Source organism: Pseudalkalibacillus sp. Hm43 (assembly GCF_054170705.1).
Window position 1 is genome coordinate 2,044,007 of sequence record NZ_CM135129.1, and the last position, 23,696, is coordinate 2,067,702.

The 23,696-nt window shown below is 39.6% G+C and carries 15 protein-coding genes; 5 read left to right on the top strand and 10 right to left on the bottom strand.

Annotation, left to right across the window (positions count from 1 at the left end; all coding sequences use genetic code 11):
• The first annotated feature begins 60 nt into the window (after positions 1-60).
• Entirely contained in the window at positions 61-738 is a 678-nt protein-coding gene (locus tag ACXQIQ_RS10875) for a DUF4386 domain-containing protein (RefSeq protein ID WP_439302197.1), read from the top strand.
• On the opposite strand, the gene ACXQIQ_RS10880 is transcribed toward ACXQIQ_RS10875, so the two are convergent.
• Positions 735-1,316 carry a Crp/Fnr family transcriptional regulator gene (locus ACXQIQ_RS10880; RefSeq protein WP_439302198.1) on the bottom strand — a complete coding sequence of 194 codons (582 nt, stop codon included), beginning with the start codon at positions 1,314-1,316 and terminating at the stop codon, positions 735-737. The genes ACXQIQ_RS10875 and ACXQIQ_RS10880 overlap by 4 nt on opposite strands.
• Positions 1,317-1,439: 123 nt before the next feature.
• Between ACXQIQ_RS10880 and ACXQIQ_RS10885 the strand changes: the two genes are divergently transcribed.
• The 3 genes from ACXQIQ_RS10885 (at position 1,440) to katG (ending at position 6,397) form a co-directional block, all read left to right on the top strand.
• Positions 1,440-2,603: a DUF4317 domain-containing protein gene (locus tag ACXQIQ_RS10885; protein ID WP_439302199.1), complete on the top strand. Its 1,164-nt coding sequence runs from the start codon at positions 1,440-1,442 to the stop codon at positions 2,601-2,603.
• Positions 2,604-2,639: 36 nt separating this feature from the next.
• Complete coding sequence (locus ACXQIQ_RS10890; RefSeq protein WP_439302200.1) at positions 2,640-3,917, top strand: hypothetical protein; 1,278 nt, start codon at positions 2,640-2,642, stop codon at positions 3,915-3,917.
• 242 nt (positions 3,918-4,159) lie between these two features.
• Positions 4,160-6,397, top strand: coding sequence for a catalase/peroxidase HPI (gene katG / locus ACXQIQ_RS10895; protein WP_439302201.1), 2,238 nt, complete (start codon positions 4,160-4,162; stop codon positions 6,395-6,397).
• Between the two features lie 118 nt (positions 6,398-6,515).
• On the opposite strand, the gene ACXQIQ_RS10900 is transcribed toward katG, so the two are convergent.
• The 3 genes from ACXQIQ_RS10900 to rlmD all read right to left on the bottom strand — a co-directional run bounded on the left by ACXQIQ_RS10900 (position 6,516) and on the right by rlmD (position 11,623).
• Positions 6,516-7,271, bottom strand: coding sequence for a DUF2290 domain-containing protein (locus ACXQIQ_RS10900; protein ID WP_439302202.1), 756 nt, complete (start codon positions 7,269-7,271; stop codon positions 6,516-6,518).
• A complete protein-coding gene (locus tag ACXQIQ_RS10905) occupies positions 7,264-9,435 on the bottom strand; it encodes a DEAD/DEAH box helicase (RefSeq protein WP_439302203.1) in 2,172 nt (723 codons plus the stop codon). Before ACXQIQ_RS10905 ends, ACXQIQ_RS10900 begins: the two co-directional genes overlap by 8 nt.
• Before the next feature lie 817 nt (positions 9,436-10,252).
• Complete coding sequence (gene rlmD, locus ACXQIQ_RS10910) at positions 10,253-11,623, bottom strand: 23S rRNA (uracil(1939)-C(5))-methyltransferase RlmD (RefSeq protein WP_439302204.1); 1,371 nt, start codon at positions 11,621-11,623, stop codon at positions 10,253-10,255.
• Between the two features lie 118 nt (positions 11,624-11,741).
• Here rlmD and ACXQIQ_RS10915 point away from each other — a divergent pair, with 118 nt between their 5' ends.
• Entirely contained in the window at positions 11,742-11,921 is a 180-nt protein-coding gene (locus tag ACXQIQ_RS10915) for a hypothetical protein (protein ID WP_226551467.1), read from the top strand.
• A 68-nt stretch (positions 11,922-11,989) separates the two neighbouring features.
• Here ACXQIQ_RS10915 and ACXQIQ_RS10920 read toward each other — a convergent pair whose 3' ends face one another.
• The 6 genes from ACXQIQ_RS10920 to ACXQIQ_RS10945 all read right to left on the bottom strand — a co-directional run bounded on the left by ACXQIQ_RS10920 (position 11,990) and on the right by ACXQIQ_RS10945 (position 23,404).
• A complete protein-coding gene (locus ACXQIQ_RS10920; protein WP_439302205.1) occupies positions 11,990-12,256 on the bottom strand; it encodes a hypothetical protein in 267 nt (88 codons plus the stop codon).
• Between the two features lie 122 nt (positions 12,257-12,378).
• Entirely contained in the window at positions 12,379-12,789 is a 411-nt protein-coding gene (locus tag ACXQIQ_RS10925) for a hypothetical protein (RefSeq protein ID WP_439302206.1), read from the bottom strand.
• Positions 12,790-12,895: 106 nt separating this feature from the next.
• Positions 12,896-13,480, bottom strand: coding sequence for a hypothetical protein (locus ACXQIQ_RS10930; RefSeq protein WP_439302207.1), 585 nt, complete (start codon positions 13,478-13,480; stop codon positions 12,896-12,898).
• 55 nt (positions 13,481-13,535) lie between these two features.
• Positions 13,536-14,366, bottom strand: a complete 831-nt coding sequence (locus tag ACXQIQ_RS10935) for an imm11 family protein (RefSeq protein ID WP_439302208.1) — start codon at positions 14,364-14,366, stop codon at positions 13,536-13,538.
• Between the two features lie 78 nt (positions 14,367-14,444).
• Positions 14,445-18,722 carry a polymorphic toxin-type HINT domain-containing protein gene (locus tag ACXQIQ_RS10940; protein WP_439302209.1) on the bottom strand — a complete coding sequence of 1,426 codons (4,278 nt, stop codon included), beginning with the start codon at positions 18,720-18,722 and terminating at the stop codon, positions 14,445-14,447.
• Between the two features lie 2 nt (positions 18,723-18,724).
• Complete coding sequence (locus ACXQIQ_RS10945; protein ID WP_439302210.1) at positions 18,725-23,404, bottom strand: VWA domain-containing protein; 4,680 nt, start codon at positions 23,402-23,404, stop codon at positions 18,725-18,727.
• Positions 23,405-23,696 lie beyond the last annotated feature (292 nt).

Here is a 23,696-nt window from a genome sequence, read left to right on the forward strand (position 1 = left end):
GTCAATGAACACTTTCAAGAACCGTATTAAGATGAAATTAACTTAAAGGGGGTTTTGAAAATGAAAGAAAACAAACCTGTTAAAGCACCGTTGATTGCTGGATTGTCCTTAATTTTGATGGCAATTGCAGCAATTTTCTCATATGGGTATGTCCATTCATCATTGGTGATTAACGGCGACCCAGCCACAACATTGACGAACATCCAGAAATCCATCTCGTTATTTACCTTCGGAATACTTGGATGGGTTGTAATCATCATTCTAGACATCATCGTATCCTGGGCTTTTTATGTACTCTTGAAGCCTGTCCACCGAGCTTACTCACTCTTAGCCGCTTGGCTTCGCTTGATTTATACAGCCATTCTAGCGACTGCTGTTTCGCATTTAGTCATCGCTCGAAACATCATCCATGAATCATCAGACTCACTGCAAACTCAAGTCATGACTCACATCCAAGCTTTTGAGTCCATCTGGTCTATGGGATTGATCGTGTTTGGACTTCATCTATTCGTTGTCGGTTACGTTGCCCTTAAATCCAGTCAGATACCGAAAATACTCAGCTACCTTTTAGTAGCAGCTGGCATCAGCTATACAGCCGTCCATCTGTTACACAGCTTCTACCCTCAATTGGAAAGCACCACAAATCTGCTGGAAGCCATATTAAGCTTTCCGATGTTTGTCGGTGAGCTAGGTTTTGGCATATGGCTCCTCGTCAAAGGCAAAAAACTAATAGATTAATCTACTTTCTCTGCTCTCTTTTTTATCCGGCTTAATGATTCAGGGGTGATTCCCAAATAACTCGCTAACTGATGCTGCGGCACTCTCTTAATGAGATCAGGTTTCTTTTCCTTTAGCGCTTTATACCGTTCTTCCGGTTTAGAGGCGACGAATGTAGTGAATTCATCGTGCATCTCCCCCATATTTGCTTCCACCATTTTACGGATCATGCTTTCGAGGACGGGATGTGTGTCAAACATATCCTGTTCAATCGATAAGTCTCCAACGACCAACACACAGTCTTCCAGACAGCTTAAGGAATATTTCGAGGCTTTCTCCAAACTGTACTCGTTGAAAATCGTTACACTTTCCTGCTCCGTAAAAAAATTGAACGTATGCTCTTTCCCATTTTCATCAACAGCGTACTGCCGCACACAACCTTTTAATACGAAAAAACATTTTGTAGGGACGTCACCTTGATGGACTAAGATGGTGCCCTTCTTAAACGTTTCAACAGGTACATCCGCTGCAATTTTTTCTAATTCAGCCTTATCAAGATCGACGAACTTTTTCATATAGTCAATAAGGATCTCCTTCACGACCTTCCCCCTCTCGCAAACTCTTAACTTTAGTATATCAAGGAATCTCTTCATCTTATTACCCCTATGTTAAAATAGAAGAATCGTTTTATAGAAAATCAGCAGCATAGGAGTGTACGCTCGATGAACAAGAAAGACATCGCCGGGTTGCGCAGGCAACTGAAAGTGGACAATGACTTACTCAAAATTTCAGACATTTTTAACGTATATATCATGAAAGAAACGACTGACATTTATCACTATCAAAGTCAGCCGTTCGAAATGCTCGATCGTGACCAACAGGAGCTGTTCATCAAGAACTTCAAGAAACTCCTCACTGGTCAGTTGAACGAAAAGTTGTTTGAACTGAAATTCAAACGCGAATCGGAAAGCCAGCTCATTTTACATAAAGGGTTGTTGAGCAACGGTGTTGAGGATTGGATGAACCAAATGCTTCTCATGACGGAAAAAATGCTCAAAGACAATCCGTATGAAAAAGATGTGGTCATCACGTTCATTAAGGCAGAATATCTGAAGCCGATGAAAAAGCGGAATGACGAGGCGGAAGAAAGTGAACGGGACTCGGTGTACTCCCACCCCTTCATCCTTTGCAGCATCAACAACACACAAGAGTCCAAAAAAGAGTTAGTGTTCGACTATGTGGAAAAAGAATTCAAGTACAACATTGATGTCGACTCGGTCATCGACCTCGACACCCCGATGACCGGATTCCTGTTCCCTTGCTTCTCAGGTGGAGCATCTGACGTAAACCACGTTCTTTACTCGTCGAAAAAAGCGAATGAACCGGATCATAGATTCATAGATGAAGTGTTGAACAGTGAACATACGATTACAGCGAAAGAAGACAAAGAAGTCTTTGAGGAAGTGATGCGGGATGTCATGGGCGACCAGCTTAACCCCTCTACCCTCGCGAATGTCTACCGTGAGATCAACACGATGGTTGAGGAAAACGAAGAAGACGAAGAACCTAAGCTCGATTACAAGAACGTCGAGCGCGTCTTTAAACAAAGCGGTGGCGAACAAGTCGACTCGGAAAAAGTGAAAGCCGCTTTTGAGAGAATAACCGATAACGAATCCTACGAGCTGAAAGCAAGCAGCGTCGTACCGAAATACAAATCAAAGTCGATCAAGATCCAAACGAAAGTAGCCAACATCTCGATCAGCCCACAAGACCTAGAGTTTGTGAGACAGGTCAATTACAAAGGAAAACGATGCATCATGATTGAAATAGAAGAAGATGCGGAGATTGAAGGGTTTAAGATGTTACCTGAAGCGTTTGGGGAGTAAGTTACCATTATAACCTACAAAAAGGAACGATTATTTATGGATACTAATGAATATTTACAAAACGTACTTTTTTACCTTTCAAAAGCTAAAACACCTTTAGAAATTTTAACTGCATGGAAACTATTCGGTGACCAATCCGATGAGTACTGCGCCGTTATGGCATTAAATGAATTTGAAACAGATGTCTTCCCGCCTAATTTGGTTAAACAAGTTACCGAAGACAATGATCTCTTAAATTATTTTGAATCCCAAAATTTATATTTTACTGATGACGAAATATTTAAAAGTATGTTTAGCAATAATACAGGAATTGTAAATATTGAAATTGATTATTCAATAATGTTTGATACAAATTATGCTAGTTATATTGACAAATTTGTTCAAAATAAAATTGATAGCCTCACCAAAAATAATATATATTCAACAATTGATATGTTAATTAGGGAAGACTTTCAATATGATTATTGGCTATATATATTTGAAAACATAAATCCATGGGAGAATATTGATATACACAATATTAAATCCCAACAAAGAGATCTGTACAATAATCTAGTAAGTCTTGAATTGTTTAAAAGCATATCGACTGATGAGTATATAGAAAACAATAAAATTGAGTATAAAATAACATGTGCTCAAGCTTATATGAGAGTAGATGATTTATTAACAAACACCTATCTAAGTAAAGAGGGCCTACAGTTATTAAAACAAATACATTTTTACTATAAACAACTTGTTCTATTTTTAATTGGTGTTTACAAAATCAAATTTAGTAGTAATAAAAATGCCAATAATAAAATAAAAGAATTATTTACCTACTCTAATGATGTAGTCGGTGCTTACCTCGGGAGAGAAATGATTGTTGCTCACAAGTTTTATCAAGATATAAATAAAGTAAAAATATTGAATAAAATTAATAAAGGAAAAGGGGTAAATAGTTCAAAGATATTAAACAAAATTAAAAACATTGCTAGAGATTTTACAATACCTAGAATTATGGAGCTTTTTATTTCCAATAATATTGGAGAAGGAAAATATTTTATTCCCTTTTGTTTGTCACATGATACCGACTTTAAGGAATTATTTAATTTATATCCTATAAAAGGAATTGTTTATAATAATAAAAGTAATTTTTTCATGCCCCTTACAGAAGAAACTAATATTGAGTATTTTGATAAGCATAAATTAGAATTTAATAAATTTTTTACTGTAGAAAATACATTAAAGAGAAAAGCTGTAATTGAGTATAACAGAAAGAATATAGATAAAGTTATACAGATTGAGTTTAATAACTTAATTAATTTATTGGATTAACTCCAATGTTTGTATATGCATTTTTACAGATGCATAAGGAAAGGAAGGTCTATTAATGACCTACCTTTCCTATTTTAATTTCTTGTAAAATTTAACTCTATCATTTTATTTTTCTGAAAATTTTTACTATAATAAGAGATAAATAAAAAGCATTTTTCTTTTCAAATGATTCCTTCTTTAGTATTATTATAATGTAAGATTGATAATAATTATCATTTTAATAAATGAGAGGAGCATGCTAAATGGATAAGAATGAAATGCATGACAGTAAAGCTGGGGCTGGTCAGTGCCCATTCACAGGTAAGTCGAAGGAAGAAAGTGCCGTCACCACTACTAAGGTTGGTACAAAGAACAAAGATTGGTGGCCAAACCAACTGAACTTGAACATTCTTCGTCAACATGACACGAAGACGAACCCATTAGGTGAAGACTTCGATTATGCAGAAGAGTTCCAGAAGCTCGATTATGACGCGCTCAAGCAAGATCTTCATAACTTGATGACAGATAGCCAGGACTGGTGGCCTGCGGACTATGGACACTATGGTCCCCTCTTCATCCGTATGTCTTGGCACGCAGCTGGTACATATCGTACAGGCGATGGGCGTGGCGGTGGCTCCACGGGACAGCAACGATTTGCACCACTTAATAGCTGGCCAGATAACGCGAACCTGGATAAGGCGCGCAGATTACTATGGCCGATCAAACAAAAATACGGAAACAAGATTTCTTGGGCGGACTTGCTTGTGCTAGCAGGTAATGTCGCGCTTGATGACATGGGATTAAAAACGTTTGGTTTCGGTGGTGGACGCGAAGACGTATGGCATCCGGAAGAAGACGTGTATTGGGGTAATGAAACGGAATGGCTCGGTGACAACCGTTACTCAGGTGACCGCGAGCTAGAAAGTCCGCTTGCTGCCGTTCAGATGGGTCTCATCTATGTGAACCCAGAAGGACCAAACGGAAATCCGGACCCAGTTGCAAGTGGACGCGATATCCGCGAAACGTTTGCTCGTATGGGTATGAATGACGAAGAAACCGTAGCACTCATTGCCGGTGGTCACACATTCGGTAAAGCGCATGGTGCTGGTGATGCGGAAGCGCATGTTGGAGCAGATCCAGAAGCTGCGGATATCGAAGATCAAGGCTTCGGCTGGAAGAGCACGTACGGCAGTGGTAAAGGCCGCGACACGATTACAAGTGGTGTTGAAGGTGCATGGACAGCGAAACCGACAGAATGGGATAACGGATACTACGACTTGCTATTCGGTTACGAATGGGAGTTGACGAAGAGTCCTGCAGGTGCACACCAATGGAAACCTGTTAACCCGAAAGAGGAAGATCTCGCACCAGATGCGGAAGATTCATCTGTAAAAGTTGAGACGTTCATGACGACAGCCGATATGGCGTTGCGCATGTTCCCTGATTATGAAAAAATCTCTCGTCGATTCCATGAAAATCCGGATGAATTCGCTGATGCCTTCGCTCGCGCATGGTTCAAGCTCCTTCACCGTGACATGGGACCTAAGTCAAGATATCTCGGACCAGAAGTACCGAAAGAAGATTTGATCTGGCAAGATCCGATTCCAGAAGTGGATTATGAATTGTCCGATGCTGAAGTTGAAGAACTGAAAGCGAAGATTCTAGATTCTGGACTATCCGTCAGTGAGCTCGTGAAAACTGCCTGGGCTTCTGCAAGCACGTATCGTGGTTCAGATATGCGTGGTGGTGCCAACGGGGCACGTATCCGTCTAGCTCCTCAGAAGGATTGGGAAGTGAACGAACCTGAGCATCTTTCTAAAGTGCTTTCTGTTTACGAAGAAATCCAAGGGCAGCTTGATAAAAAAGTAAGCCTTGCTGATTTGATCGTTCTCGGTGGTAGCGCAGCAATTGAAAAAGCTGCAGCAGATGCAGGCGTTAACGTAACCGTTCCATTTGCAGCTGGACGTGGCGATGCGACTGAAGAGCAAACTGATGTAGAAAGTTTTGAAGTTTTAGAGCCGATGGCAGACGGATTCCGTAACTATGAGAAGAAGGAATACACGTTGAGTCCAGAGGAACTGTTAGTGGACAAGTCTCAGTTGCTCGGTCTGACGCCACCAGAAATGACCGTCTTAATTGGTGGTATGCGTGTGCTCGGTACTAACTACAAAGGTACAGAACAAGGCGTATTCACAGACCGTGTCGGTACACTTTCAAACGACTTCTTCGTGAACCTGTTGGATATGAACATTGAGTGGAAGCCAGCAGGGTTCAACCATTACGAAGGACGCGATCGCAAAACAGGCGAAGTTAAACGTACAGCAACACGCGTTGACCTCGTATTCGGATCAAACTCCGAACTACGCGCCCTCGCCGAAGTCTACGCACAAGATGACAACAAAGAAAAGTTCGTACGTGATTTCGTAAAAGCATGGACCAAGGTTATGAACGCAGATCGGTTTGATTTGAAGGCTAAGAAGTCTTCTGAGATGTATGCGTAAAGGATAATAAAAGATGAAAAGCACCTTACCTCATGCCTTTTAGGTATCTTGGTAAGGTGCTGCTTTGTTACTGAATTGCTAGAAGAACGTGACATCATTTTCACATTAAGCAAACCAGTTATATAATTTGTATTTTATAACCAGACTTTTCAACCTCTGTCAAAACTTCATCAAACTCTGTTAGTTGGATATATTCTTGAGATTTATCCATCCTCTTTCTTAAGTAAACAGGTAAATCCCTTAAGTCATCTTTATGCAGCTTTTTCCAATCTTCAATATAAGAACTAAATAAAACCAAATCAATAAAATCAGATAATAAAGGCAATTTATCAGTAGCTAGCCTAAAATTGTTATTTAATCCAATGTGAATGTGACATCTTGGATGAGTTAATGCAGTATAATCTTTTGGATTGTTAGAGTAATCTATTCTTATATAATTTGAATGGTAGGTAAAATCTTTTTCTATATCCACCTTTAACTCATTCCAAAATTGTACCTGTTCTTCTTCAGGTATATCTAATTTCATCATATCCAGAATTTCTACTTCATATAAACCTGGGTTAGGATAGTAATTTAAATTTGCTTTACTTACTATTTGTCGTTTGCTGGAAGGATGTTGTTCAAATTCATAATTAATCTGAATAAAGCTATGATCCTGAAATAGGAACAAATACTCATTGTTATTGTAAAATTTCAAAAAATTTTCAACATAAGATTTTGTTTTATCAATCTTAGGACCATCTAGACGACTGGATATTTTATTTACAGTACAGGATTTATCAGAGAAATAAGGGTTTATAATAAGTTTGTGAGAGATTAAATTACTTATAGTACTCTTTATATCATCTCTTATAACTTCATAAACATCAGTCATCTTTTTTCCCTTTAAACAATTCTGATTTAAGTTTTGCCAATACGTCTTCATCCAAAAACATTTTTAAGGAAGATATATCCCCATTTTCTAAGAGCTCATTAATTAGTTCTGCTTGACCCTGCAATTTTTCTGCTTTCTTTGAATCCATTGTTAACAGGTTTAAATCATTTATCGATTCATACTGTTCTTTACTAGGAAACTTAAAATTAAATTCTCCTCGATATATATCATCTTTCATTTTTTCAAACTCTCGGTTAAATTCCTTAGCTTGCTCTCCATTTCCAGATATAAATAACCATCCCTTTGAACGAGTCATAGATATAAATAGCATATTTCTTAATATACGCTTTCTATAAAATGTATTAACTTCATAGGCTTGTTCACATCCAATAATCACCACTACAGGGACCTCATTACCTTTTGCTCGTCTAACAGTTGTTAACGTAACACTGTCTTCTCTGAAGAAGTCTTTAGCACCATCTATAATACCCGGAATAATACTTTCAATTTCACTTAAATATAAACTACCCTGTAGATCTAATAATCTTGTTTTAGCTCTATTGTACATATCAACTACCATAATATCTTCAGGTCTTACTTTTTCTTCATATATCAATATTTTTATTTGTTCAGCAACGTTTGTTATTTCATCTTTATAATTTTCAAAGACATTTACATTTAAAATAGGATACTTTTGGTATTCTGCATCTGGACGGTTTGGACTATTATCCTTTGGTCTAACAACCTTTACATCTGAGTCATAATCGAGTGATCCTTCAACCTTAAATCCTAAAGCTTTCCATGTGTTTGGATCGTTAATCATTTGTATAATTCCGTCATTTGAATATAAACCAAAACCAAAAGCTACCGCAGACATTAGTACGTCTTTATGATTTCTATAAGATTTGTTTAATATATAATCATTCTCTTCAATTAAAGGAACTTTCTCATCACCATTTTTATCAAGACCAAAGAGTTCAGCTGAATCTGGAATTTTAACTTCATTAGTTGTTTGTAAGTCATCATATGCCCAAATTATATTTTTTGGTTTTTTTGTCACTTTTTCTACTAATTTAAAAAAGCTAAGAGGCATATCCTGAGCTTCATCAATTAAAACTTGATCATATTCTTCTTTTAGGTCAAACTCTAATAACCTTTTACAGGCTTCATCAAACTTTTCTTTATACATTAATAAATCTCGAACCGTCAGTGCCTTAATACCATTTGATTGACAAATATTATAATAAAATCCAGCGCCTGTAGTTTTTCCACCCCATGCATGAACAATCTGTAAATTTTCTGGGTTAAGTCTTTCACCTGTAAGTTTGCCATAATATTTATTAATTAGGTCCGTTACTTGCTTATATAAACTATGGGTAGAAAAAACATAAGCGATTTTAGCATCTGGATCTTTTCGATGGAGTCTAGCAGCTTTGATTGAAAGAATTACGGTTTTTCCACTTCCAGCTAACCCTCTAATTCTTTGTGCTCCATCTGTTATTGTCATACTCGCATCTAACTGTTCTTCATCAAATAGATTTATCTGTTGATTATTATAAGCTATGGCGTCCCTCAAATTTTTAATTGGTGTATCAACAAAATAGTTTGTTTCTTTATTTAATATATTTGACTTTTGAAAGACTCCTTTTACTTTTTTCCAGCTTTCATCATCAATTTCAATAACTTTTAACTCTTCCTGCAACTTAAATGATCGATACTCAGAAAACAAAATTTTCGTTCTACTACGTTTTATGTCCATTTTAACTTTTTCTTCCGAAACAAATGGAAAAATTGCAAAGCTGTGTATAGGGATATCATCAAAAATTTCGTTTGATGGCATCTCTATATCATTTTTTAGCTTATAACAATAGTCTTCAAAATCTAATAGTTCATTTTTCTTTTTATAGTCATTAACTATCCAGTATTTATCATTAATTTCTGTTAAAGTTTCATGGCTATACGGATAAGCCTTTACAATTAAAATGCCATAATTTTTTGTGATAATGGTAAATGTAGGTAAAGTGTTTGATGGTGTCCAATAGTCAGGTTCTTGGTAATACGCAGTTGCTTCTAATTCCCTAAGTTCCTCTTTTAAATAATGTTCAAGTTGTTGTCCTAAATGATCATTACTAAAAGCTTTTCGATCATAAATTTTAATTTCCAATTCAGCACTCTCCTCTTGCAACGTTAATTAATATTGCAAAAAATCTCTTACCACTTAAAGCTCTTGTTATGGATTGTTTAGAAAAGTTATGGAATTTTCCCAATTTGTTTTTTCCATTTCTTGTAACAGAAAGATGCTTAGTAAATATCTATGACTGTTTCATAGGTTTTCTCTCATGATATTAATTCCTTAAGCCTCCATATATTAAAACCAGATTATTCATTTGGTCTTTCGGTCAATTTTTTTATTTTATAGAAAATAGTAACGATATATTATCAATATATCTTCCATTTATCCATAAGTAATCAAATATATCTTTACCAAAATTCAAATATTCCACTTAGGATAAACGGTTTAGTTATGAAAGACTGATATATGAATAACTTTGAGATATGGATGTTTTGCTTTGAGAGGGAGACCATGCACTTCGTAGAGTAATAATAAGGGGTTTGAAAGAAGATTCCTTTAGGGCTGCGGGTAGCATAACCATATGCCCAATGTCAGGAGAATTGCCTTAACAACAAAATTATCAAGTACTACTTTGACTTTTTTAATAATGAGTTTAGACATATTATACATTCCCCCTTTAAGGATTTGAACCTTGGAAAAGTTAGTTATAAACAATGTTACTACAAAATCGATAAGCGTAAATACTAATACTAACAATTCCCCCGCATTCCTAAAGGAACCTTTATTAAATAAATAATATACTTCTCTAAACAAAATTACAATGACTATCGTTCTATAAATCATCCTTTTAAAAATGATTACATCTATAATCACCCTTTAATTTGAGTACTTTCTCCTCTACCCCCATCTATACTGTAATCAATGCAACACACTCCACATGCGTAGTATGTGGAAACATATCAACAGGTTGAACTTTTTCTGTTTTATATCCGCCTTCTTCTAGGATGGCGAGGTCACGGGCGAGTGTAGCTGGGTTGCAGGAAACGTAGACGACGCGATTTGGTTTCATGTCAAGAATCGTGTTGAGCAGGGATTCGTCGCAGCCTTTTCTTGGTGGATCGACGACGATCATGTCGGCTTTAATCCCTTTTTCATACCAGGCTGGAATGACGGCTTCCGCTTCTCCTACTTCAAACTCTACGTTTTGCATTCCGTTCAGTTCTGCGTTCCGTTTTGCATCTTCAATCGCTTCTGGAACGATTTCAACGCCGTATACTTTGTTCGCTTTTTGCGCGAGGAACAGTGAGATCGTACCTATTCCACAATAAGCGTCGATGACCGTTTCGTTCCCTTCCAACTGTGCGTACTCGAGTGCTTTGTCATAGAGTACTTTCGTTTGCGTTGGGTTCACTTGGTAGAAGGAACGGGCTGAAATCGCGAATTGGATGTCTCCGATCGTGTCGTAGATGTACTCGTCTCCCCAAAGGACTTCGGTTTTGTCTCCGAAGATGACGTTCGTTTTCTTAGGGTTGATGTTTTGTACGATCGACTTCACATTAGGGATCTGATCAATGATGTCTGCCACAATGTTCTTCTTGTTCGGCAGTTCTTTTCCTTTCGTTACGAGTACGACCATGATTTGTCCGGTGTTTTGACCGTACTTTGCGACGACGTGACGGAGCGTTCCTTTATGGGAACGTTCGTCATATGCCCGGATGCCATAGTGGTTGGCGATCTCTTTTACCGTCTGGACGACAAGGTCGTTCGCTTCCTGCTGGATGAGGCATTCCTTCATGTCGATGATGCGGTGGCTTCCTTTTTGATAGAAACCAGTGATCAGTCCGCCTTCTTCCTCGCCGACCGGGACTTGCGCTTTGTTACGGTAGCGCCAAGGGTCGTCCATGCCTAAGACCGGCAGTACATTCACGTCCTTCAGCTTCCCGATCCGTTCCATGACGTCCTGGACTTGTTTGCGCTTGTATTCAAGCTGCCCTTCATACGTAAGATGCTGGAGCTGGCAGCCACCACATTGCTTGTAAATCGGACATGGCGGTGTCGTGCGGTGCTCGCTTTCCTTCGTCACTTCCAGCAGCTTTCCGAATCCGAAGCCTTTCTTCGTCTTGATGACCTTCACTTTCGCTTCTTCCCCTGGTAAGCCTCTTGGTACGAAAAGGGTATAGCCGTCGACCTTCGCTACACCTGCGCCATCATGGGACAGGTCCTGGAACGTGACGTTCACGATATCGTTTTTTTGGACGGGTAAATCTTTTTTGGACATTTCTTTTCCTTCTTCCGCTCGTAAAATTCTTATCTGATTGTAGCACAAGAAGTACATCGTAAACAAAAGGAGATATTCGGGCATACTGGAGTGTAACCAAACATGTGAGGTGAAGTATATGCAATTCATTACGGTTCCGTTGTTGATGGCGCTCGGGGGCTTTCTGTATGGACTGGCTCAAGGTGGTCTTCCAACAGCGATCAGCTATGCGCTAGGATTTTTCATCGGCGGATTCATGTATCGGGTGTTACGCCATTTGCTCGTAAATAATCTCAAAAACATCAGCCCTAAGCGATAATCGCTCAGGGCTGTTTTTACCTTTACAATGTTTCACACTTTAGAAGAGAACTGATTTTCTCTACCCATTCACCTTGTTTTATAAACAGAGTGATAGTAACTGTGGATTTTTTCTACGCTTGAAACAATATCATTAGGTAAATCATATTCTCCAACATACCTGACAATCCCTAATGTTGTAACCTTCTTATTAAGGGTTTCCTCCTGGACAGCAATTCTGAGCTTTTCTAATAACTCCAACATCGTGGTTAAGATGGGATCCCCCGAAGGATTGTGCTTTAGTATTGTTTTTTCACAGTCATCGATGAGTTTAATAAACGATGGATCACCTTTCATACATGCCTCCATTTCTATTTAACCTTCCCGGCATAATAATTCTTACCTTCTTCCGTAATCAAACAGCACTTGTTATTCTTCAAATCGAGGCATTAGCAACATACTATTTCCTGAAATAAGACTTACTTAAATCCCCATAAAGGTGTCTTCTTTTCATATATGTTCTCTACATCATGAATGGGGACAACTTTTTCAAACCACCCTGGTTCAATCTTTATAAATCCCAGTTTCTCTGCAGCTAAGCCATTCTCAACATGATGAATCTTATATTGATCACCAAATTGTTCTAATATGGTTATTGGTAATCTTTTATAAGTTCCTTTTGTGTTGATTGAGTAGGCTGTTTCAATTTCACTAAAAGATACTCTTTTTACATATCTATTGGGTGACACTTCTATAAAATCATTCTTCTGGTCAACAGCTTCATAAGAAATTAATATCATTATCTTTGCGTCATTATAGTCAGAATTCGCCTTATCGGCCTCATACTCCTTGCTATTGTATATAGCGTACCTTCCATTTTTAACATCCATTAAACCACCTCATTTCTAACAACCTCAGGAGTTTAAAAGAAGGAAGCACAATATAATGCTCCCTTAGCTGAATAACCTATGAATTCTTTAATCGCGCTCTTCGGAATCAAACATAAGCTCTCCATCTATCGAACAATTGATAAAGAGATGCTTTATCTGAATTTCCTTTCATAGCTTTAAGTAACATATTATAGATCAGGTTCCGTGCATTAAGGGTTTTCTTTGCTTTGAACCCCAATAAAACAGGTGAATTCACATGCGCAAGCGACTTCGGTTCTGAAACAAACCCCCAATGGATGCTGTTAAAATTGTGTGTAAATACCTCAGAAAAATAAATTGAAATATCCATAGCTAAAATAAGAGTACCGGTAGTTGGCTTATAAATATTTTCTTTAACATCATTTTTTAACCATTCAGGTACTTTTTCCATTTCCCTTTCTAATTCTTCTGAAGTCTTTTGGTTGGGTTCTATTTGCGATAGATACCACTCCCATAAAGGGATTAAGGACTGCGGAGAATAATCTAAGATGTCTTTATTATTGCTATTAGTGAGTGAGTATGCATCTTTCAAAAGATCCATTCTTTCCTGTATATTTCCCACATACCAATCGAAATGCCTTTGAGCTTCCTGTTTTGTCATTTCCTTAAACGGTATCACTTTAAAAGGTGGATCCATTAAAGGGTACTTCAAATTTAGTCCTCCTAAAGGAAACACTGTAAAAAGTGGTTTCCTTAGATGCAATCATCTATAGTTTATTAGAAGTATTCACTGTTCTCCACTTCATCTCTAAAAAGATAGGTGGGTAATAGATGGGGTTCATCCATTTATAGTCACCATCTTCTTGAAGATGACCGATCTGTGTTTGTTTTTCATCTCCTAGACGCATAGCCCATTCCAAACTCTCACTTACAACAACTTTACTTTGTTGTTCTACTAAATTTGTTGCTTCTTCAAAACTATAAATCTCTTGAGAGGTATCCATTGTTGGAACTGGCTTGGCAACCACATCTTCTTTCTCACTCTTCTCGGAATCCCAGACTTCTATAAAATCAAAACCCTTTAGACCAGATTCTAGAACTCGCTCTCTGAAAAGGTCAGATACAAAAACCTTTGTACTGAAGATTATTTTTTTCTCGTGATCAACAATTTTGAAGATATTTTCTTCTTTTATTACATCTTTTTGAAAGGCATATTTGGTGTACTCCATAATTTTCCCATTTCTAAATCTCTCTACTTCTGAATGCCTTTCATCAATACAATCTAGGACATTAATAACATTGATGGCATAATACTCTCTCTCCCCACTCTCTGTGAGTAAAGGCAGTAATTCCACATTTTCGTTTAATAATTCATTCAACACTCGGACAGCTTTTTCACTGAAAACAGGGTGTATAGAGAGTCCATCAGGAAAGTCACTTTCTACTCCATCTTTATACCTTTCAACTTGAATTGGAGTCCAATTTTGTTTCATCGGTTCCCCACGAAAATTATCACGAAAAATATCGCTAGCTTCCTCGTTTGAAAACGAAAGTACTTCATAATCACCAAATTCAACTGTTAACATCCATACTTTCACAGAACCCCTCACCTTCGAAATGATGCATCCTCTTTTGTTTGAAATAAATAAACAAAAGAGGATGTCAATTAATTATAATTAATAGCTGTGTAGTAGAATCTTAGAGGTTAAAAGTTCTTTTCTGATGACTTGTAATGTATCCTCAATTGCATCAGCAATTTCCTGTTCATTTCCTCCTAAGTTCCTATTTACTGTTTCTATTATTCTTTCATTTACATACTTGTAATAGCTTCTTAAATGATTTCCATTATGAGTAGCTATAAACATTCCGCCATCCCAATCCGGGTCGAAGTATTTCGAATAACCTGGAATGTTTGGAAGCCAAACGCCATTAGTAGCAGAATTTATCTTAATATTATATTTCGCTAAAAGATCTCTGGCTTCCTTTGTATATTTTGATCCAACTGGCACAATATGATGTGCTTGCCAGCTTTTGTCTCCGATTTTTTCTGGTTGTTTAATTCCCGCCTCCAGCAAGTTTTTACCAAGTCTTTGAGATGGTGTTCCAGAGGTAGTGTCGTCAACCGTTTTTCCAATAACATTATCTTTGTAGAAATATGGATCGATACAGTTTTCGTTATGGACAAGTATACCTAGGTCCGACACATAATACGTGTGGAATCCATCTACAGTAAAGTTATAGACAGTTGCTGGTTCTTCAATTTGATGGATTTGGTTGATCGGTAGGTATTTTCCGGTATGGGTCTCAATCCGATCTCCTACTTGTAGGTCACTGGTTTCCACCCACCCTTTACCGTCAATCCAGAATGGATGATCGGATGTCGTGGTAATGGTTTCATCAGCAATTTTCAGCTTATACGTTTCATCAACCTGATTTTCAAACAACCGGGTAACAGGTTTATGTGCAACTTCTCCTGTATCCGTATTCTTTGCTAGAACCAAATCACCAATTTCAATGTCTTCAATCGACTTCGTACCATCGTCTGTCATAATCTTGGTTCCTGCTGTGAAACAGTTACAAGCTACTTTCCACATCTGAAGGTAGTTATCCAGATCTTCAGAAGTCTTAATTCCAATAGCTTCAATGTGTGACGGTTTGAATCCTAAATCTGACAGCTTCGCCAGTTCATCCAACGTAAACCCTTGGTTTAACGCTTTCACAAAAGCGTTTGATTCAATACCGTTGTTGATCCAATGAGTCGCATAATTCTCCGGCATGATGTTATGGTCGGCTAGTCGGACCGCATCATCTAATGGGATGCCTTCATCGAGGATCTTTGTAATCTGGCTTCCTGTCAGCCCTCTGTCTGTCAGCTTTTGAAGATCGGAAAGTCCGTCTGTTCCGTATTCTTTCCCAGCACGCTCAATCAGTTCTTTGCTGACATTCGAATTCTGCAGCTTTTTAATTAGAGTATCTGCAGTGGAAAGGCTGTCTGTACCAGATTTTTCTACAACTTCTAGAACGAAGTCCTCTGAAAACTCGTTTGCAAGACGGTCGGCGATCTGTTTATTGGCAATCCTCTGAGACACCTTCTGATAAAGCTCTGTGACTGCTTTGTTCAGACCAGGGAATATTTTAGCTAGTACACTGCCCCCGATGGCCCCGGCAATACTCAGAATCGCTTCAGTGATGATCGCATCACCGGCCGACGAATCCCCATTGATGTAATACGCATACATATTGTTAAGCAGTTCGACCATGAAATAGATGGTCAGCGCTGCGAGTGCCACACCGAGTATACCGCCTAGAATTGTGCCTGAAGCGATGAGTGAGGCTGCTGATATGATCATGATGAAGTTATCGATCAAAGCGACTAACGCAGCGATGTCGACAGCAAGGCTTGTTGATCCACCTGCGGTTCCGCCACTGATCATATAACCGGCAGCTCCTGAATCTGGATCCATGACGATGAATCCTGTTCCACTCCAGTCATAGTACTGGATGTTCTCTTCAGGAATCGTGACAATCCGTCCCTGATTAACGGCATTGGAAATATCATTTTTGATTGTATTGCTTACTTTTAATTTCGGTAAGACTTCCGAAATGTTTTGCTTTGTCACCGTATGAATCGGTATCCCTCTGTTGTTCGCTTCCTCCAACACCTTAATGGTGGATACAGAAGGAATACCGAGGAATTGCTCATAAATGCCGTGTTCCATTGCCGATTCAATTGAGCCCTGGGCAAGCATAAAGGATAATTCATCCTGCTTTTCCCCTTTTTCACTCACGACCGAAACGACATTCCGGTCTACATCGATATACATGCCACCAGGAGCCACTCGAGCAGGACTCATGAACAGATAGCCGACATTCAAGTCATACCCTGTCATCGCTTCTGTCAGAAGTCGATTGGAGGATACTTCATATTGCTCAGCGATCAATTGTCTTGTTGTATCCAGCTGTCCGAAATACGTTTTCACGACTCCGTTCAGGATCTCTCCGATGGCTTCGTCTGTGTACATCGTCTCAGCTGTCACATTTTCTTTCAGTTGCTCAAGATTCGCTTCTACCTGTTCAAGTTCTGAAGCAGCGATTTTACCGTAGTTCAATCCTACTGCGTAAAATGCCCCTGCTTTTACCGGGTTCTTCACTTTTTCTGAAACCATTCCCGGTGCCTTGAATTCCATGACGAACTCTTGCGTATACGCCATCCCGACAGGCTTACCTGTAGCGACGTCTTTCCCATCCATTTTAAGGACAGGTGTTACCTTAATCATATAGACTGGGGTGTTAAAAATCCCGCCATATTCAGCGATGATTTGTTCATCTTCCTCTGTAGCAGGTACCCATGATAAGGTGATTCTCTTTCCGTACAAGTCAGCTGCACGTGCTTCATAGGAGAAGTCATATTCTCCAGGGAAATTGAATCCGAACGGATTTGCTCCACCGATGCTGAACTTCACGGATTCACTCATATCAGAGGAGACGGCGCTGTATTCATCCTGGATTGCAATTGTTTTGTACGGGAGCGTCAGAGGAAGGATGCCGAGCTTCTCTTCCTTGATTTCCCATCCACCGATCACTTCTTCCATGCTGGCTTCTTCCAGACCGTTCTCTTTGATGTAATCTTCAAGTTTTTCTGTTGCACCATTGATTTGTGTTTGGATGGCATTCATATCCACATTTGTAACGGTATTCAAGTCACCTGACTCTTCACCGCTGTTCTGTGTGATATCAAGCAATGCGTCTTTATCCAGTCCGGTAATCTCTTCAACATTGATTCCTTCTTGATACATGTTTTGCTTGAAACTTGGATCAAGTGGAACCCAGACCTTCTCACCTGTTCGATCACCTGCACCTCGGTAATCCTCATAAGGTACATATGCTTCGACCCAAGTATGTTCCATTCTTACGGCAGTGATTTTCCCTTGATCAATGACGGTTGCCATTGGAATACCGAGCGATGCGAGTGTTTCAACTGCATGCTTCGGATTTTCTACCCCCACCCAGCTCGTCACTTTTTCCATTGGGACTTCGACCGTACCGCTAACATAACGTGCCGGGATTTCTTTATAACGTAATAAAGAAATCAGCATCGACGCCTGGTCTACATCGTTCCCGCTCAATTGCTGCAACGTACCTGTGGCACCTTTTCGGGAACCGTAATAAGGCTCGAATTTCACATTGTTTCTGACAAATTCATAGATTTCCAATGCTGAATCCAGTGAATCTGCTGTTTCACGGATGTCTTCCGTGAAGGTTGTTTCCGTCGTTTCAGCTAGGTCTTCCTTGGCTGGCGCTTCGCCTTCAATGGAAGCAGCAGTTAGACTCGCTCCTTCAAGAGACGGCTCTTTTGCCTCAAGATTTACATCCCTGTTCGGAAGTGTATTCCCGATTGGAAATTCTGGGGCTTCTGGCGCCATCAGCTCTTTGATATCTGCTAGCTGAGCCCTGATTGCTTCTACATCCGTTTCCTGCAAATTCTTAAAGTCAGAGCCCTTCTTGTCAATTAACGTTTCCAAACCTGTCATAAGCTGATCCAGCTCGGCCATCTTCTCATTTAGCTCTGCTTCATATTCGGATAAACGTTCAATCGCTTTTTTGTGGTTTTTGACTTTGTCTTTGTGCTTGTTAAATTCTTGATCGATATCATTGCTGGACGTTTTAATCAACTTTTTCGCGTCTCTGATAAGGGATTTTAAAGTTTTAAGATCCTTTTTATCGAGTTGCTCGTCCATGTCTTCATAGTACTTGGAAAGCTCTTCTGCAAATTCCTCCAGCTCCGTCTTCGGAAGCTCTTTTCCCTTATCGAATCCTGCACCTAGTTGCAGAACCTTATCCTTCGACTTAAGGGTTTCTGCTACATAATGGGTAGGAAACCCGAACGAAAAGGAGACAGTGAACAATAACAGGATTGTGATATGTTTCATCCATCTTTTATATGATTTCTTCATGGTTACTCTCTACCTCCCATATACCATTGGGCTTGGAAAAGGCTCATCACATTCTCCAGGCTCCAACGCATTTGATCCTGGTCTGCCTTTTGCAATCCTTTGATGATTTCAGCAATGGCATTTTCCAGCTCAGTTACGGAGGTAGGTGGGTTGGATTCATACTGTTTTAACTGCTCCGCTAATGTTTTCAGAACACCCTTTGATTTAGAGCTTTCAATGTTTTGGATAGCAGTTTGAAGTAGTGTCTGTGCACTATCTTCCACTTGAATGAAAATCTCCTCATTTTGAAGGGCATGATAGTCACCTTGCTCCCAATAACCGTTTTCTGTGATGAATGAATACGTTCCAGCTTCAGAAGGCGTCGAAATCATATATCGCAGAACGGCTTCTTCATCCTGTTCCAATGTCTTTCTCCAAATCAAAGTGTCATTTTGTAACGTAAAATCAATCGGATCGATTACAGTAACCCCAGCTGGAATTTGCTCCGTAATCTTGGCGTCGATTGGTCCCGTCAGCGCCTTTACGCTCACTTCTATCAATTGCCCGTCACCTGGTGCAGGAGTGGATCTTTTCGGAGTTACTTTTTCGACGATCTTACCGACTAATGTTTCAGGTGCGATGCCTTCAAGCTGACGTACATCCAAACCAATATGGACAGCAGTACCCTTTCCATATTCATTGGCGATGACGACAGGTTTTGAGTTTCCATCGTTCAGTTCAGCCCACACTTCAGCAGTCGTCAAATCGTACCGTTGCCCTTTGCCTGTATACGTTCCTTTCATGTCTGCATATAGATTGGAAGTAACTGCTTTTCCGTTCGCATTAAAGCTTCCGTTCAGCTTTGCTCCAAATACATCTGAGACCTTCAAATCAGCCAGGTTGGCATTATTTGTGACGATCAACTGATGACCGTTATGGACCTTTGCTAACAGCTCTTGATCGGATAGACCAGTCAATGGCTGTTGAATATCTGTAATCAAGTACACGTTGTATTTGCTTGAACGAAGCTCTTTGATGAAATCATCTTTATTGGATACGACCTTCGAATAATCCGCTTTTTCTTTCAAGAGTGGCTGGATCCAACTGTTTTCATCTGCATTCTCTGTCCAAACAAGGATACGTGAGCCTTCTTTGATTTGTTTTTCAACATGAATCGGACTTCGTACTGTAAAGGAATTGCTTCCGATCGGTATGAGCTGTCCGTTTTCAAGCTGTGTACGCAGAACGACAAGATAGCTCCCTAACGGTAATCCGGCAGTCTCGTACGAATAGGCTCCTGAGTGCTTGCCACTCACATCTAGGCTGACTTTTTCATCGAATGTATGAATGACTTCTTCTGTGATTGGATCAACGATCAATACTTCTGCATTTATATTTTCAATCTTGCTGTTGCCGTCATTTTCAAGCGAATACGTGATCTCAGCTTGCTGACCGATGATAAGGTTTGATTTTTCAATCTCTATCTGTCCGATCAATCCTCGTCCGGTTGATGCCGAAGAGAGAATTTCAAACGTTATCTCATTAGATGTCTGGAATTCCGATCCATCCCAAACCTCTGTCTTGACTGTATAGACGCCTGGCACTGCCTGTCCGTTATCCCAAGAAAATGATCGGTCTAACGTTTGTTGTGCATTGATGAACGGGATCTGCTGTTCCTTTTCAAACAGGATTTCTTGATCAGCGTTCACAATGGTAGTCCGGACGATGAAATCATCGAAATTTTTGTTGATCGATTCATTATGGAGGCGATTGGTTATGATTACATCTTCTCCAGATGGATATTCAGCTTTATCCGTTGTAGTTGTTACCTTTAATCCTCCGAAAGGAACAATAGAAAATTGTGTCGTCGTTTCACTGACAATGATTCCTTCATCTTTCAACGTCACCTTGACCCCGTAATTTCCTGTATAAGTCGTTCCTGTATTCCAGGTCATTTCATAGGTAGAGGTTCCTTTTGCTTCAAGAGCATCGATGGCATACATACCAGCATGTTCAACAAAAGACCCGTCCTCATCGACAATGTCGACTGTTGCAGTCAATTGTCTTTCTTCTTCGGTATTGTTTTGGACTTCTATACCGATTTGAATATCTTCATTCGCGGTGTAGGTCGTTTGATCAAGTTGTATGGTCGTCTCTAAAGAATCCGTCACGCTGACTTGAAGATTCTCTAACGGTATATTCTTCTGCTCACCGCTTGAGTCCGTATAATCCAGATGTGTATTCTTCGTCACATCAACGGTTTCACCCGGTACAAATGATTGGCCATTCATAGCTAGTGAAATCTGTTCGATTTGGTTCATGACAATGAGGCTGTAATCCCATTCAACCGTCGTCGTTCCATTTTCGTTGTCCAAGACTCTGGTCGGTACTGGACTGGATTCTGCTGAATCAATCGAAATAGAACTTGGCAGAGTGGTGGACAGGGTCACATTTTTCCCTGCCAGGTTGAAGATTTCTCCCCCTATTTCATCCATCATTTGTTCCAGTTCTTCTGGAGTCGGGCTATAACGATAGGTTCCTCCTGTCGCAGTTGCGATCGTCTCCATGAGATATTGATCGACTCCTGAACCCAGGCCGATTGTATGGATGGTAATCCCTGCTTCTGCGGCTCTTTCTGCTTCTCTTATTGCGTAATAACGCGACGATTCTCCGTCTGAAAGCAGAACGATGACTTTTTCACGATCAGGGTTGCTTTCATCATTGTAAAGACTTCTTGCCTTGCTTATACCGGAATGGATCGATGTTCCGCCGGAAGCATAGGCACGATTGATTGCTGTCTTTAACAATTCCTTATCTGACGTGAAATTCTGAATTAAGGACGCCCAATAATTAAAGAAGATGACAGCGCCACGATCTTCAGATTGAATCAATTCCACCATCTTTTTTGCAGCTTTCTTTGTTTGTGTAACAGATCCAGACATACTTCCAGATACGTCCATTACAAATGTCATATCTATAGGTGTACGTTCTGGCTGATCAGGTGAGCCAAGTCCTTTAAGTATGTAAGATGCGGTGATGTTGTCAGAACCAGGTGTCACAAATTTTTTATCCAAGAATTGTTCCGCTTCCACTCTTGTTGGCGGTGGTGGTGGCTGGACTTCGAATTCCTTTGTCGTTTCTACGATAAGCTGGTCTTTTTCATAGATGAATGTCTTGATGGTATATTTGGCAGCTTCCTCTACGTTTGGCTGGAACACCAGCATGTTCGTATTTACGATTGGCTTATCCACTTTGCAGATGATGTTCTTCTCTTCTGAAGCAATCAGCTCACCTGCTGGATCATAAACTTCTACCCTTTGGCGAACTTCTCCATCAATATTGCTGGATTGAAGGAGTGAGACTTGGACATTCACGTCTTCAGGCTTACCGACTGTCGTATTTTCAGGAGACAACTGAATCGTTGCGTTTTCGATTTTGAATGTCGGTAGGACTGTAATTGGCTTTTTACTCGTTGCGGCAATCTTCCCAGTTTGTTTATCCTTGATTTGTACGATTACCTTATACTCCCCAGGTGCGTGATCTCTGACTTCCCAACGCAATTCCTCTTCCACATTGACCGCTTCAATGTCTCCACCAGGTGTTTCAATAAATGCAAGAACTTGTACATTCCCGGAGGCGGAATCGTAATTTGGTTTGATCAGCATGGTTTCATAAGCAGAGAATTCGGTGGCTGGAATCTTATCTGTTTCTGAAATCTTATATAGTTCGATATCTGAAATGGATACACTTGTAGCTTCAAGGTAAGATTTCAAAGATTGCAGTGCTAACAAGGTCAGATACGGATCGTCTTCCCAACTCCCGTTTTCTTTTTGAACGGAAAGGACCTTTTCATGCACCCGATTCACTGGCTGAAGGCCATCGGTTTGTAAAATAGCCTGATAGGCTGTCAGGGTCCGTTGGAAAGCGACACCTTCCATTCCCATAGTCTGATCTTCTTGTTGCAAAGAAAGAAGATAATCACCAGCATGCTTGAGAGAGGCTAAGATTTCTTTCGAGGTTGAACCGCTGGTTACGAGATAATCATTAAGAAGTAGAATGGTTCGTGAGGTGACGATGGCATTGCCTGGTCCTTTTTGATTGAAAGCCCAGCTGCCATCTTCAAGTTGTTCATTCAAGAGGTAGGTAATTGCTTTCTGAATTGAAGCATCATTACCTTCTATGTTGTTGATGAGTTCATTAAGTACTAAAACTGTGTCAAAAACATCACTTTCATATCCTTCCGCAGCTCCCCAACCCCCATCAGGATTTTGTGAGTTTAGGAGTTTGCGAATTGAGTTCTGGCGAGATTCACTATCTTTAATAAACGGGAGAGTTCTCACCATGAAATCGTTGTTAGGATATTCCTGACTTTCTAGCCAGGCTGATGCTTTTGTTAGTGCTCCTTCGTCGATTGAATAGGATTGAAGGTATTTTGCAATTTCAGAGGTGTTCCTTATTTTTTCGGCAGGAGCAGTACCCCAATTACCTTCTTCGTTTTGGTTCTCGATCAACCAGCTTTCTGCCTGTGTAATCACCTGTTCAACTGCTTCACTATCTGAAGCTGATACAGATGCTGTCATCCCTTCAGTCATGTTTTGCTGTTGAGCTTGTCCCATAGATGGAAACACAGTAAAGAAAATCAAATTACAAATTACTGCATAAAGTAATACTCTTTTACTGTACAACTGTTTAAAATTGAACACATTATATCCCTCCTTGTCATTTTTTCAATTTTAATATCGACCCTAAGAACCACTATCGAATGAGAACAAAGAACCATTTAATGGATTTATTTGTAATTTATAAGATTTTTTTCAAGTAATCTGGGTGTAAAGGCTATTCTAGTTAATAGAAACAAAGGGTCATAGTGCCTAGAACTAGAACTGCGTGGAATACGTTTTCTCATTTACAATTATATTGGGTATATAACCTTACCCCTGTAATGATTTTTTTGAAAAGATTTGAGGTGGAATTGTGAAGTGGTTAATGGGGTGG

What these genes read in the sequence shown, in the direction of transcription:
- ACXQIQ_RS10875 (WP_439302197.1), top strand. Translation starts at nt 61, where the DNA reads ATGAAAGAAAACAAACCTGTTAAAGCACCGTTGATTGCTGGATTGTCC.
- ACXQIQ_RS10885 (WP_439302199.1), top strand. Translation starts at nt 1,440, where the DNA reads ATGAACAAGAAAGACATCGCCGGGTTGCGCAGGCAACTGAAAGTGGAC.
- ACXQIQ_RS10890 (WP_439302200.1), top strand. Translation starts at nt 2,640, where the DNA reads ATGGATACTAATGAATATTTACAAAACGTACTTTTTTACCTTTCAAAA.
- katG (WP_439302201.1), top strand. Translation starts at nt 4,160, where the DNA reads ATGGATAAGAATGAAATGCATGACAGTAAAGCTGGGGCTGGTCAGTGC.
- ACXQIQ_RS10900 (WP_439302202.1), bottom strand. Translation starts at nt 7,271, where the DNA reads ATGACTGATGTTTATGAAGTTATAAGAGATGATATAAAGAGTACTATA.
- rlmD (WP_439302204.1), bottom strand. Translation starts at nt 11,623, where the DNA reads ATGTCCAAAAAAGATTTACCCGTCCAAAAAAACGATATCGTGAACGTC.
- ACXQIQ_RS10915 (WP_226551467.1), top strand. Translation starts at nt 11,742, where the DNA reads ATGCAATTCATTACGGTTCCGTTGTTGATGGCGCTCGGGGGCTTTCTG.
- ACXQIQ_RS10920 (WP_439302205.1), bottom strand. Translation starts at nt 12,256, where the DNA reads ATGAAAGGTGATCCATCGTTTATTAAACTCATCGATGACTGTGAAAAA.
- ACXQIQ_RS10925 (WP_439302206.1), bottom strand. Translation starts at nt 12,789, where the DNA reads ATGGATGTTAAAAATGGAAGGTACGCTATATACAATAGCAAGGAGTAT.
- ACXQIQ_RS10940 (WP_439302209.1), bottom strand. Translation starts at nt 18,722, where the DNA reads ATGAAGAAATCATATAAAAGATGGATGAAACATATCACAATCCTGTTA.